The following is a 13,445-nucleotide window of genomic DNA, read 5'->3' as shown; positions in this document are numbered from 1 at the left end:
TACAGGATGGACGATAGATCACTATCTATGAGTAAAGAACGCTGTTTTATTACTTATGAAGACTTCTGCCAGCGCAAACTGTACATTCGGCATTCAGCAATTAACGCGCGAATTGCAGGGTTATGTTCACTCGCTCGGTTCATCAGTAAATAAATGCCATGAGATTCCGTTAACTCTGGGGATAGAGGGTAAAACTCAAGGCCGATTTGATGGGACACCTCTGCAAGTCGAGATGGAAGCAAAGCGGCGTAAGCGCCTGACTTAAGAGCAAAACTTAGACCAAAGATGCTAGAGAACTCAGAGTGAATATCGACCTTACTATCGAGTTTTGCGATGACTTTATCAAACGCTTCGCGTAGCCCAAATCCTTTAGTCAGAGTCATATACGATTGCTTTTTTAAGTAATCCGCTTTAATTGGTACCTCAGACTTACCCGGTTGCTCGCCACAATGCGCAATGGTGAAACTCAACATGTCATCAAACAGTTTCATCGCGGTATGATGAGGGCTATTTTCTAAATGATGATCCCCATACACCATCAAGACATCAAGTTCAGATCGCTTGAGTTTTTCCACTAATTCACTATTTGAACCGGAATGAAACTCTAACTGCACATCTGGGCGGCGCTCTTTATAGGCCGTTAATAGGTGAGGGACGAGATCAACTGTGAGAGAGTTAACCGAACCTACGCGAATTTTTTTGGGTGTAATGCCCGCAGATATTTGCGTGTTATCTATGGCTCGCGATAGATCACTTAATGCTGACACGCACTGCTGATATAAAATGTTCGCCGATTCTAATGGCACCAAACTGCGGCCACGTTTTTCAAACAATACACAACCGAGATCTTCTTCCAGAGCATGAATAGATCGATACACAGATAGCGTATTGATGTCCATGGCTTCTGCCACTTGACCCATATTGTTCTGTTCCATGTAACTGATGAAAATTTCCAAACGTTTAATGGTAGTTGGAATACGTCTATTCATGCTTGCTCACTGGCTGAACGTTGTTGTTAGCGTAAATTTAGCCATATTTACGCGCGAGTGCTGCAAGATTAGCCAGATTTTCTGACTCAGCAGCGACCGAAATAGTATCGGGCATGCTGGCTTTACACAACCCTGTTAGAACACTGCCAGGTTTCATTTCAATCGCTAATGTTACGCCACGTTCTTTGAGCATCGCGATGGTTTCCCACCAGTGAACCTGACGCGCCATATTGTGGGTCAAATCATCGCGAATACGCTCAACTGGCACCAATACGCGGGCGGCATTCGCACTCACATAGGTGATGTTAGGTCGCTTAAACTCGAGCGATTCAAAGGCATGTGAAAATTGTTCTGCTTGATTAGCTAATAACGCACAGTGTGATGGCACATTGACTTTCAATAAGCGCGCACTGGTCGCTTGTTTGGTTAGAGCAAGGTCACAAACGGCTTGTAATGAATCCACTCGTCCTGAAATTACCACTTGCGATTCGGTATTGATATTGGCGATATAAACCACATGACCTTGCTCTGTCGCATCAGCTAAGAGTTGTTTTAGAGTCGGCAGTGGTAAGCCAATGACCGCTGCCATGGCATAGCCCTCAGGATAAGCATTAGCCATCAACTCACCACGGCGAGTGACTAAATCTAAACCTTGTTCATAGCTAATGATGCCCGCGCTGATGGCCGCAGGAAAAGCACCAATTGATAGACCAAGTACATACTCAGGTTTCATGCCCAGATCACGCAAAATTTGAGCATAGGCATAACTGCATATGGTGAGCGCCACTTGCGTGTTACGGTTATTCAACAATGCTGTTTCGTTATCGAGTTCTAAGACATCTTGTCCTAAATGATGGCTGGCGCGATTGAGCAGTTGTTGTCCGATGGGAAATTGTTGCAGATCCGTTAGCATGCCTGCCTTTTGCGTGCCTTGGCCAGGGAAAGTGAAGAGTATTGCCACGATAAGCTCCTTAATCTTGAGGTTGCCAGGGAGTGAGAGTTAAATAGGGACCGTGTTGGCCTTTCATCATGATACTGCCATCAGCGTTCAGCCACTCGTTCATCGCAAATGCGCCATATGGGGTCTCTATTTGAATATCCGGACGTTGCTCTAATTTGCTTAACTGCATAGCGACATCGCGACAATATGATTTGTCTAGAGGCTCATGACTGAGAATACGCAGGTCAATATCACTGTTGAGGTGAGCGGTTTCAATATCAGTGGCTAATTCAAAAGCTAAACTGCCAGTAATTCCCCACGTTAGGTGAACATGACTCATGATATTCGCGACTTGAGTTAATGTATCCCAATGTGGCAATGGGTGCTGTGTTTGCCTCGCATGCCATTTCTGCTGTGATGCAATTTGTTCTGGAGTCACAACACGAGAGACTGAGTCCGGAGTAACGTAACTCGCATGTCGCTGCGAGCGGCTAAAACCACGAATGCCGATCGCAATGCGATCGGCAGGAGTCGGTTCTCGTCTTACGACTACAGGGCGGTGAAGTAGATCATGATGATCAAACCAGTCTGGCTGTTCATTGTCATCATCGAGTTTGCTAACCCATAGTAAATCATGTGGTTGAAAGACGAGTTGCATAATCACCTCTTACAGTAAGAAGTACATAAAAATTGGCATAGTAATCGCGAATAGAATGGTTGATAGCAGTAGAGTACCTTCTGAATCTTCATCTTGTACACCAAAGCCGTTACCAAACATCACACCGAAGAAACCTGTTGCCAAAGCAATTAAGAACACTGAGACAGCCAGTAGGGTCGCAGGTAGGCCAAAGGCCACTGCAATCACATAAGCAATAATCGGTTGAACTAAGTTTTTCAAAATGAAGCCGAAGATAACCGCGCCGGTTATATTCAGTTTGCGGGCAGAAACGATCAAGCCAGTAAGGAATAGAGCACCACCGCCTGCAGCTGCAGCTAGAGGTTTTAAGGCGTGAGTCAGTAAGTCAGGCATTGTCGTACCAAAGCAAGAGAAAATAGTACCTAGAATCGGCCATAGCACGATAGGGTTTTTTAGCGCTTTGATAAGCAAAGGAACAACCAATGAGCCCATTGATGCCTCTTTGTATTCTGCTTTGGTTTCTTTTTCTAATACCATCAACGTCAGTGGTGATAAGAAGATAGAACCACACGCGATAGAGATTGCTACGTTCAGAGCAATATCACTGCCGCTCGCGCCTGTGATGGTTTCGCTTAAAATTGGCACGCCCAGAGCGGCATAGTTAGGTAAGGAAATAGTCAGAGCATAAATAGCCGCTTGAGCGGGCTCTTTATCAAATACTTTACGCGCAATGTAGTAAGTGAATCCCCATAGAATCCACATCGCTAACACTAAAATGGCAATCAATGGCAGTTTCGCGATAAAACCAGCGACAGGAGTGTGCCAAGTTGCGGTAAATAGAGCAGTTGGCAGTGCAAAGCGCATGACAAACACGTTTAAAACAGAGACATTTTTATTGTCCGCAATTTTGCGGTAGCCACAAAAATAACCCAAACCTAAAACAACGAATATAGGGGCAATGGCATTAAGTACAGCATGAAACATAATTATTTTACCTTAAAGGGCAGCATAGCTCTGAGGTGTACGATGAACTATGCTGCGGTTTAGACGACTACCAGACTTTCGCCATTTGTTGGCGAACTTCTAGTGATGCACTGCGATTGCCGTTATTAAGGCGACCAGAAAGATCACGTTTGGTGTCTTTGGCTATGTCATCCAGTGCTTCGGCTAGAATGCTAGAAATGACATCGATATCTTGAGGTGCTGGCGCTTCAGCGTTAGTTACAGGTGTGTATTTCCATAACATGCCCAAAGTGCTGTAGTTCTGAATGTCGTAAGCCATTGGCGGGATAGTCGCTACCAATTTTTCTAGTTCTGCAACCGAGCGTAACGTGATACGCGCAGCTGATGCTTTACCCATTGCGTGTACCATACAGCCTTCATCATCAAGTGCGATGAGACGGTTAGCTTGATAGCCATGGGCGAGGAAACCACCCGACATTGCTTTACCCACAATAAGGCCAACAACAGGGTGACCTGCATTACGTGCTGTTCCGTAAGCGTTCGCAGCAGCTGCTAGGGCTTGGTGGATGCCGTAAGCTTCTTCACGGCGGCCGTAAGCTTGCGAAGGAACATCAATGACGGCAATAATGGCCGTTTTTGTATCGCTGTCTTTGTCTTGAGCTATCACTTCACTGATGGCTTTCGCCAAATTCCAGCCTTCCAACAGGCCCACTTCGCCTTTACGTGCGCGTGGAAATGCGTTGTTTTCGTCAGTAACGACAGCAATAAAACGTGCTTTTTGGTTACCAATCGTGTCATCAACCACTTTGACTGATGGGATAAAACCGTCGGCAGCGGTGCCGTTTGCAGTTAAGGCATTAAGCCAAGTTAAACCACGATTACTCATTGGATTCTCCTTTGGCAAAGTAATGACGAACAAGTTCTGGAGTGGCTTGTTCCTCTTTGTTCATTTCAGCGAACACAGAAAGGAAGTGTTCAACTTGTTCACAGCGAGCGACAGTAGGCAGCGGCTGGTTGATAATACGGGTTACTTCACTGAGGATTTGCTCTGCGTCATCTTCTGCAAATACATCAGCAAACTCAGTGGAAAATCGTGCCTCGCCACCAGTAAATGACCAGATGAATGGACGATTACGAGAATCGTATTCTTCGATGCCTGCTTCTTGTTCAATAACCTGAGGACCGTTAAGACCTAAACGCGCTTCTTTAGTTACGATTAATTTGCTGCATAGACCTGCTGCGATCGACATACCACCAAAACAGCCCACAGTACCGGCAATAACACATGTCACTGGTACGTATTGGCGCAGGGCAATGATGCCTGCGTGGATATCAGCAATCGCTGCAAGGCCAAGGTTGGCTTCTTGTAGTCGAACACCACCGGTTTCAAATAGCAGAACGACTTGAGTTGGATTACCGGCTTTTGCATCTTCAAGTGCCAATTCAAGAGCTGCGGCCATTTTGGCACCGGAAATTTCACCAATCGCACCGCCTTGGAATGTACCATCGATACCAATAACCACACTGGATTTACCATCGATCGTGCCTTTTGCGACCACACATCCGTCATCGGTTTGTGGCACCACACCTTGTGGTACTAACCAAGGGGAGAATGAGTGATATTCGTTACCCATCACTTCACGGAATGTGCCGTTATCTAGGATGAACTTAGCTCGTTCACGTGCCCCCATTTCGATAAATGAAATAGTGCCAAGTGGTGTCGCAACGACGGGCGATGCTTCTGTGGTAATTTGTTCTAGTGCTTGGATAAGACGTAGACCAATTACCCCAGGCGTGGCGCCAAAATCATTAATGGTCACTTTCATGCTTGCGGTTTGTGCATCAAATTGACGCTCAAAAATCGCTTGCCAAAGTGGTTGACGGTTATCGACTGAAGTAATGAGGTCGATATCAATTTGAGTGTTGTCTGTTGGTTCAAGCAAAATCTCTAAATCACCTGAACCGACGTTACCTACACGGACCATCTTGCTAATAGATTGTTGTCCCTGATAGGAAAAATGTAGTTGTTCCATGAGTGGAACCTCCCGATTATTTGGATAGTTCTGAGTGTTCAACCCAGTCGACAAACAGAGTGGCAGCCAGTAAATCTGCGGCGCCGCCTGGTGAGGCATTCAGTGCCATCATCTCTTGGTCTAGCTGCTCTAACATGGCAAAGCCTTTATCAGTGCTCACACCACCTAGGGCCAAAATGTCATTACTGCGGCTTTGTAGAAGCTGTTGTCCTTCTAATCCCGCCCGGCTCAACACACAGGTGTCAGTCAAATGGGCGGTAAGCGCCAACAAGGCATTAAGGCGCGCCTCTGTTTCTGAATGGCCAAGTAAACGACTGAGACGCAAAGTAGGCAGAGCATGATCAGTAATGGCAGGAAAGCCTAACTGAGCTTGTTGTTTCGCCCCATTCACCTGATAGTGATTGATGGCACATTTGCCCTTACTGAATGTATTCGGCACATGCCGATCCTCTAGACGGGCAATGTCGCCAGCAATCTCACATAGACCTTCAGCAGTCAGTGGATGAGATGACGATACTTGCGCTGAGGTACTGAGTAGACCCAAAGCCCAAATTGCGCCGCGGTGAGTGTTGATACCGCCGGTTTCTGTCATCATTGCCACTTCGGCTTCACGACCTAATGCACCAATTTTTTCACGTAACCAAACCGATACTGGTTGTTGGTTAGCGGCTTGCGCCATTTGTGAAAAATAGGGAGCCAAACACATTGCAGAGCGCACCATCAGGTCTAATGTCAGGTCGGTATGAGAGCCAGTATTTCCGGCATCGACCAATCCTGGCTTTGGTGTCAGCGTGACTTCAGCAATGAGTGCTTGCTTTGCCAGCTCACCAATGAGATCGCACACTGGGTTTAATGGGATACTTCTCTGACTACTTTGCATCGTGATCACCAGCTACGGTATTTTGCTGGTGGTTGGTATAGGCCGTCCGACCATTTCACTAAGTCGGCAACACTTTTCGCTGCAAGTAGTGAACGATTAGCATCACTGCGTTTGATGCCAAGATCTTCTGGCGTCGCGACTTTACCGGCTGCACGTAGCTCTTTGACTCGCTCGGCAGTGACACGCTGGCCAAATTCAGAGACACCTGCAACCGCTGCAATCATCTCTTTGCGCTCATCAAGGTCTTTTGCCATGTAGAGATAAGCGATGCCTTCTTCTGTTAATAGGTGGGTAACGTCGTCGCCATAGATCATAATTGGAGCAACAGGCATGCCCGCTTTTTTGGCTACATCAACGGCGTCAAGGCGATCAACGAATGTCGATTTTGAACCGTCTTGGAAAGTCTCAACCGCTTGAACCACGAGTTTACGACCTTTTACCACGTCTTTTTGTTTCTCTTCATCGGTGATCATGTTGAGCCATGCGTCAGTCGCATGACGACGACCACGTGGGTCATGGCCCATATTTGGCGCGCCGCCAAAACCAGCTAGACGACCATGAGTAACGGTTGACGAGTTGCCCTCTGGGTCCATTTGTAGTGTTGAACCGATGAACATGTCAGCAGCATATTGACCTGCTAATTGACACATAGTGCGGTTTGAACGCATTGAACCATCCGGGCCAGTAAAGAACACATCAGAGCGAGCTCGAGCGTATTCTTCCATACCCAATTCACCACCGAAGGAGTGCACGGTTTCTACCCAGCCAGATTCAATGGCAGGGATAAGTGTTGGGTGTGGATTCAGTGTCCAGTGCTTACAGATTTTGCCTTTCAGGCCAAGTTGTTCACCGTAAGTGGGTAGGAGTAATTCAATCGCCGCAGTGTTGAAACCGATACCGTGGTTTAAGGTTTGCACACCGTGTTTAGCGTAGATGCCTTTAATGGCCATCATTGCCATTAAGATGTGAGTATCTTTAATCAAGCGAGGGTCGCGAGTAAATAACGGCTCGATGTAGAAAGGCTGGTCTGCTTGAACAATGAAATCGACCCAGTCACCGGGAATATCCACGCGGTCTAAGTCGTCAGTGTTGTCCACGATTTCATTAACTTGCGCAATGATTAAGCCATCTTTAAACGCAGGCGCTTCAACCAACCCAGGAGTATCTTCAGTAGAGGCACCAGTGTAGAGGTTACCTTTGCGGTCCGCTTTGTAGCCACATACTAAAGCGACATTAGGAATTAAGTCAGCGTAGAGACGAGCATAAAGCTCAATATAAGTGTGAATCGCGCCGATTTCTAAAATACCATCTTCAAGCATCTGTGCTACGCGAACACTTTGTGGGCCTGCGAACGCAAAGTCTAATTTACTGGCGATGCCTTTTTCGAAAATATTCATATGTGATGGCAAGCTCACACTTGGCATGATCATATGAAGGTTGTTAATTTTATCCGGATTTACCTGCTCTAGAACGCGAGCAAGGAAGTCTGCTTGTTTTTGGTTATTGCCTTCGAGAACAACTCGGTCGTTCGGCTTAATCAGCAGTTCCAGTGCGTCAACCATTTTTTCGGTTGGCAGTACTTTCCCATCAGCCAAAGACGCTACCGCTTCAACACGCGCTAGCTTTTCTGCTCTCTTAGTTGTCCATTGTTTGGTAGACATTGAGATACCTTCTCTTTGAGATATGAATACACGTTACTGATTAAATTGAACTTTCTGTTCTGCTTCAGTAACTCTGTGAATCCATAATACGAGTAAGGAAATTAAGAAAAATCAGCACGAATGAATGCTCTATATACAAAAAGTGATAATGTTTGATGGGCAAATTATGTGTGATGCCTTATGCGGCTTCACTCCAATAGCTTTTTTAGATTATCCTGCTAATTTTTTGCAAGTCTTATGGGGAGTTTTAATATAAAACACTGTCTTAAGCGGTAACAGTGATCTTGGGCGGTACTGACGGAAAGTAAATGCTGTGAGAGTGACTCTCACAGCTTAATATTGAGTCAAGACAAGTCGTTCATCAGAATTTCGAACTCCTCGACGGCATTGTCTACGTCATTATGCAATTGAGCAGCATCTCGACGGTCTAATATAAGCTGCCATTTTTTGTGATCTTCTTCAGTGATAACAATCACCTTAGTTTTATCTCCCATCTGCTTAAATTCCACATGATCAAGATCAGCCGTAAAGTGGTCGTCTGTTTCGCTAATATCAACTTCTATGGTTCCACACACTTTGACTTCTATATGAGCATGAAAATGCTTTGCATCTTGCAATGTGTAGTCGCGTTGGACTGCTATCATTGGCGTTCCTCCATGATGATACAGGTTTGGGTTTTATTGAGTTTAGAAGATATTGATAGCTTTGTTAGTGTAAAAAGTGTGGCGAAATATTAATCAATAACTAATGCGGTATCACTTGCTGCAAAGTCACCGTGATGTCGATGAGTATTGACGAAAAACAATGAGATTTATGAAAGGGTTAGCAAAGTATGGCATTATCGTAGTTCGTGCTTTTATTAAACTAAATGGGTAGAGAAATGGAACGGATTGATTGCGACCGTATGTTTGTCGCCGTAATGGAGTTAGGTAGCTTTACCAAAGCCGCAGAGCGTATGGGAACCAGTAGTGGTCAGGCATCAAAACTGATTTCTCGCCTTGAGCAAGTGTTAGGTGTGCAACTGTTAAAACGGAGTACCCGCTCATTAGTCGCAACGGATGTAGGCCGAGGTTATTATGAAGGCATTAAAGCGATTTTAGATGACTTTGATGCGTTAGATGACTCCATTCGCAATGCCGCCCATGATCCCGCGGGACGAGTACGCATCTCAGTACCGGTCACATTTGGCGAAACATTATTAACTCCGGTTCTTATGGAGTTTGCAAAGCAATTTCCACGAATTCAGTTAGATGTTAAATATGAAGATAGGGCAGTGAATATTGTCGATGAAGGGTACGATCTCGCGCTTAGAATCGGTCACTTAAACGACAGTAGCCTTATTGCACGCAAACTGTGTGACATTCATGTTTGGACGGTAGCAAGCCCTGCTTATTTGGCGGAGTTCGGCACACCAACCCACTGGCATGAACTTAATGACCATCAGCTCGTGATCGATTCAAACTTTCGCGATCCTAATCACTGGACCTTTCGTAATGCTGAGGGAAAAGTGGAATACTGGCCAGTGGCAGGGAGGCTACGCTTTTCCAATGCATCGGCCTGCCAGCTCGCTGCCAAACAAGGGCTTGGGATAACTAAGTTGCCCTCGTTTGTTGCACAAGATGATATTGCCAACGGCGATTTGATTTCTGTACTCAGTGAGTATGAAATCCCAGCACTGGGCTTATATGCTCTCTATCCACCATCTAAACATTTAGCGCGTTCTTCTCGGGCATTTATTGATTTTTTGGTGGAGAAATTTCGCTCCTGATATGCCCTTAGTTTTAACTCACGGTGAATGACGTCATCATACCGGTATCTTCATGTTCAAGAAGGTGGCAATGGGCCATATAAGCGTGTTGCTTATCGGCAATGTGATCGAATTTCACCAATACCTTACTGCTTGAACTGTTGACCAAAACGGTATCTTTCCAACCTTGGCGGTGTGGTTCTGGTGGGCGGCCATTTTCCGATAAAATTCTAAATTGTGTGCCATGAACATGGAATGGGTGCAACATCATGCCACCGACTTCCCAAATTTCATATTGACCTTGTTTGACATTAAACGCCGGTTTTCCCATAGGGAATGGGATGCCGTTAATGGAATTGCTCGTGAATACTTCTTCATGAGTAGGGGTTGGCATATTGCCCATCATTGAAGACATATGGCTCACATGGCCACTCATTGACCCCATGGCTTTTTTACCATATTTTGCGTAAAGCGCTTGCATACCTGCCATGTGAACTTTCCCGTGGTGGGTGAGGGCAAACCCTCTGGTTGGAATGTTATCCAGCTCCGGAATACTCGGTATTACCACTAATTTTTCGACGAGTTTTCCTTTAGTTGGAGCTAATTCTGGGGAGAGGGAAAGTATGGATAGTGGCTTATCAAAGGGAGGCAGTGTCATAGCAATCTGGTCGGTTGGTAAGCTCATTAGATCAAAAGGTTTCCCATCACGAGCATCAATTAACACCTCAAAACGCTCACCCATCATTATGGGTAAATGTTTCACTGCATGAGGTTCAGCGAGCAGTCCACCATCACTCCCCACAACATACAAAGGCCGCTGATCTGAGGTCGTGATATTGAGTACGCGGGCATTACACCCATTTAACAGTCGCAGACGAATCCAGCCTTTGGCGACTTTTTTATAGGGATTGACGACACCATTAGTTAGCATAGTGTTACCAAACCAACCTACCGCAGCGTGCATCAAATCCAAGTTATAATCGACTTCGCCGCTATCCGAGAGGCTTTTATCTTGTAGGACGACCGGAATATCATCCAATCCCCATTGATTGGGAAGAGCAAGAGCAGAGGATGAAGGTTCGTCTACAATAAACAGCCCGCCGAGCCCCATTGCGACCTGTTGTCCTGTGACGACGTGAGTATGCGGGTGGTACCAACAAGTCGCGGCGGGTTGATCTACGGTGAATTGAGTTTGCCATGTATCACCGGGTTGAATCGTCTGTTGTGGTCCGCCATCGCTTGCCCCTGGGACTAACAGACCATGCCAGTGAGTGGTGGTTGCCACCGGTAGTTTATTCGTTACTTTAATGGTCGCGGTTTGGCCACGTTTTACTTTTAAAGTGGGGCCAAGTAATGCGCCATTGTATCCGTAGGTGTGCCCTTTACGAGTGTGATCCCAGTGAGAAATTCCTTGCTGTACAGTCAGTTTGATGATGCCTTGGGCATCGGGTTCCAAGATGCCTGGAACGGGCATTTCAATGCGCTGAGAGGAAGAGGCAACAGCGTAACGTATTGAGAAAGGCAGTGCATTGATTGCTCCAAATACAGCTGCACCTTTGAGAAAGTGTCGGCGGTCCATATTTTTATCCTATCTAGTGATTAAACAAAAACATAAACCTTTCCCTAAGGGGAGGGTCAAGCCTGAAAATTAACGTCAAATTAATATAATGATAATGATTCGTATTTGTTGTTGTGTTATGTTGTAGCGTAATTTCATCTATGAATGGACAATTATCATGTTAAAAACAAATCCTGCGCGCTCATTGATTTCTCTTGCTGTTATGGGGCTTTTAGCTGTCTCGGTAACGGCTAATGCTACGCCTTTGGTTGATGGTCAATCGCCAGTGGCTGCGGGTAAAAATGTGTATCAAACCGTTTATGGCACCCAAGACAATAGTGTTTATGTGGCGGCTGCAGGTGGTGATAAAGGTGAAATACATGTGTTTTCTGGTCGGTCTTTAAAGCCTGAATCAGTGATTTCTATGCAAGATAAACCGCTTGGGTTAGCGATAGATCAGCAGAATAACTTGTTGTTCACTGGTAATACCTTTAATGGGTCTGTGACCAAAATTGACCTCACTACAGGTAAGGTGTTAGCCAATTTGACGTTAAGCCACCGCGCACCGAAAGGTACGCCTCGTGATCAGTGGCCACCAATGGTGCATGCGGTATTTTTCGATGAAGCAAACAATGCTATTTATGTGACTGGAGCGGCAAAGCAAGGAGTCGTTTGGAAAGTGAACGCCACAACATTCAAGCTTGAAAAAACGATACGAGGTGTTGGTGCTGTGCCAACCGGAATGGCATTAGATCATGATACCGGGTTGCTCTACGTCACTGTACATAGCGACAACAAAATTGCAGTGATTGATACCCAAACGGATCGTATCGTGAAAACCATTGGTGCGGGGCAAAATCCGTTGGCAATCGCGATCAATCGTCAACTAGAACAGTTGTATGTGGCTAACAGTAAAGATAACACCATCGGTGTGTTTGATCTGAAATCGGATAAACGTTTAGCTTTGATCAAAACAGATAAATTTCCTGTAGATGTGAATGTTGATCCGACCGCGAATCGTTTGTTAGTTGCCAATAGAAGTAGTGGCACTGTGCAGGTATTTAATACCGATACTTATGCACTAGAAAAAACGCTCCATCCTGGATTGCACCCGAATACGCTAGCAGTCGATAAAATCCATCATCAAGCTTATGTGACTAGCAAGGGATTGAGTCGTCATGAGAAATCAATGCCGAAAGGCATTAGTAATACCGCTGCCGATGTGATAACGCAATTAACTGAGTAAACTGACTCAACTTAACATTAAGCCGAGAGCAACTTATACCCGAGTCATCTAAAGATGTTGTTTCAGCGAGAATGTCTTCGCGCGAAATTCTGCATCTTGAGGTTATTTAGGAATATATGGTTTGCTCTCAGTTTTTACTCGATTACTTCGTTTCTAAAACCGCTAATATTTCCTGCATGGATTGCTGGTACTCTGCATCACTGGAGTTTTTAAATACCAGCAAGTCATCAACGATATTGGGGTCGTCAAGATAGTCAGGAATGGAGAAATTAACATCTCGAATATACTCATCCCAGTTTTGTAGCTTCCAGGTATCCCGTGGAGAATTACGCTCAATCATACGTTGTTTAACGACATCAACTGCTGTTTCAACCCAAACAACCGTTAAGCGAGCCCCTTTCTCCGCAACTTGCGTTTCCAGTTCATCCATATATTTCTGGTCACGAATTTCGCGGGTAAATGGGGCATTGATCAGGACAATATCGTCATATTCAAGTGCTTCCATCGCAAGGGCGAGGGTAGCGTCGTATTCATAATTACGGATGTGCTCTTCAAAAAAATCAGAGCTGCGATTCACCTCTTGGTTGGCTACCTTAAAAATCTGGTGTGAAAGCACGATCAGGGTATCTTTATCTAAATACACGACGTGTTTAAGTGCTTTTGCCAATTGTTTTGAAATATACGTTTTGCCACTTGCTGGTGGTGAGGTAACCAAAATCAGTCGTTTCATCGTAAGTCCTTATTGTGATTTTTTTCTACCACAATAGTAGCGTAAGATGATACGTAAAAAC

The 13,445-nt window shown here is 45.3% G+C and carries 13 protein-coding genes; 2 read left to right on the top strand and 11 right to left on the bottom strand.

The features are described 5' to 3' along the window. Nucleotides 1–53: 53 nt before the first annotated feature. The 9 genes from I1A42_RS10560 to I1A42_RS10520 form a co-directional block, all read right to left on the bottom strand. Complete coding sequence (locus tag I1A42_RS10560) at nt 54–989, bottom strand: LysR family transcriptional regulator (protein ID WP_161157979.1); 936 nt, start codon at nt 987–989, stop codon at nt 54–56. 37 nt (nt 990–1,026) lie between these two features. After that, a complete protein-coding gene (locus I1A42_RS10555; protein WP_196123461.1) occupies nt 1,027–1,950 on the bottom strand; it encodes an ACP S-malonyltransferase in 924 nt (307 codons plus the stop codon). Nucleotides 1,951–1,960: 10 nt separating this feature from the next. Further along, nucleotides 1,961–2,587, bottom strand: a complete 627-nt coding sequence (locus I1A42_RS10550) for a malonate decarboxylase holo-ACP synthase (protein WP_196123460.1) — start codon at nt 2,585–2,587, stop codon at nt 1,961–1,963. Between the two features lie 9 nt (nt 2,588–2,596). Next, entirely contained in the window at nt 2,597–3,550 is a 954-nt protein-coding gene (locus I1A42_RS10545; RefSeq protein WP_196123459.1) for an AEC family transporter, read from the bottom strand. A 67-nt stretch (nt 3,551–3,617) separates the two neighbouring features. Next, the gene (gene mdcE, locus I1A42_RS10540; RefSeq protein ID WP_196123458.1) at nt 3,618–4,415 is read right to left on the bottom strand and encodes a biotin-independent malonate decarboxylase subunit gamma; all 798 of its coding nucleotides are present in this window, start codon (nt 4,413–4,415) and stop codon (nt 3,618–3,620) included. Continuing rightward, nucleotides 4,408–5,562 carry a biotin-independent malonate decarboxylase subunit beta gene (locus I1A42_RS10535; RefSeq protein ID WP_196123457.1) on the bottom strand — a complete coding sequence of 385 codons (1,155 nt, stop codon included), beginning with the start codon at nt 5,560–5,562 and terminating at the stop codon, nt 4,408–4,410. Before I1A42_RS10535 ends, mdcE begins: the two co-directional genes overlap by 8 nt. Nucleotides 5,563–5,578: 16 nt before the next feature. After that, entirely contained in the window at nt 5,579–6,442 is an 864-nt protein-coding gene (locus I1A42_RS10530) for a triphosphoribosyl-dephospho-CoA synthase (RefSeq protein ID WP_196123456.1), read from the bottom strand. A gap of 5 nt (nt 6,443–6,447) precedes the next feature. Next, the gene (gene mdcA, locus I1A42_RS10525) at nt 6,448–8,103 is read right to left on the bottom strand and encodes a malonate decarboxylase subunit alpha (protein ID WP_161157987.1); all 1,656 of its coding nucleotides are present in this window, start codon (nt 8,101–8,103) and stop codon (nt 6,448–6,450) included. Nucleotides 8,104–8,447: 344 nt separating this feature from the next. After that, nucleotides 8,448–8,747, bottom strand: coding sequence for a hypothetical protein (locus I1A42_RS10520; RefSeq protein ID WP_161157988.1), 300 nt, complete (start codon nt 8,745–8,747; stop codon nt 8,448–8,450). A gap of 236 nt (nt 8,748–8,983) precedes the next feature. Here I1A42_RS10520 and I1A42_RS10515 point away from each other — a divergent pair, with 236 nt between their 5' ends. Continuing rightward, nucleotides 8,984–9,871, top strand: a complete 888-nt coding sequence (locus tag I1A42_RS10515) for a LysR family transcriptional regulator (RefSeq protein WP_196123455.1) — start codon at nt 8,984–8,986, stop codon at nt 9,869–9,871. 13 nt (nt 9,872–9,884) lie between these two features. On the opposite strand, the gene cueO is transcribed toward I1A42_RS10515, so the two are convergent. Beyond that, complete coding sequence (cueO, locus tag I1A42_RS10510; protein WP_196123454.1) at nt 9,885–11,429, bottom strand: multicopper oxidase CueO; 1,545 nt, start codon at nt 11,427–11,429, stop codon at nt 9,885–9,887. A gap of 157 nt (nt 11,430–11,586) precedes the next feature. Here cueO and I1A42_RS10505 point away from each other — a divergent pair, with 157 nt between their 5' ends. Next, nucleotides 11,587–12,654, top strand: coding sequence for a YncE family protein (locus I1A42_RS10505; RefSeq protein ID WP_196123453.1), 1,068 nt, complete (start codon nt 11,587–11,589; stop codon nt 12,652–12,654). Between the two features lie 142 nt (nt 12,655–12,796). Here I1A42_RS10505 and I1A42_RS10500 read toward each other — a convergent pair whose 3' ends face one another. Next, on the bottom strand, nt 12,797–13,384 hold the full coding sequence (locus I1A42_RS10500; RefSeq protein WP_161157994.1) for an AAA family ATPase: 588 nt from the start codon (nt 13,382–13,384) through the stop codon (nt 12,797–12,799). Nucleotides 13,385–13,445 lie beyond the last annotated feature (61 nt).

Origin of the sequence: Vibrio nitrifigilis, from assembly GCF_015686695.1 — a bacterium.
GTDB lineage: Bacteria > Pseudomonadota > Gammaproteobacteria > Enterobacterales > Vibrionaceae > Vibrio > Vibrio nitrifigilis.
This window is presented reverse-complemented; position numbering and strand designations above follow the sequence as displayed.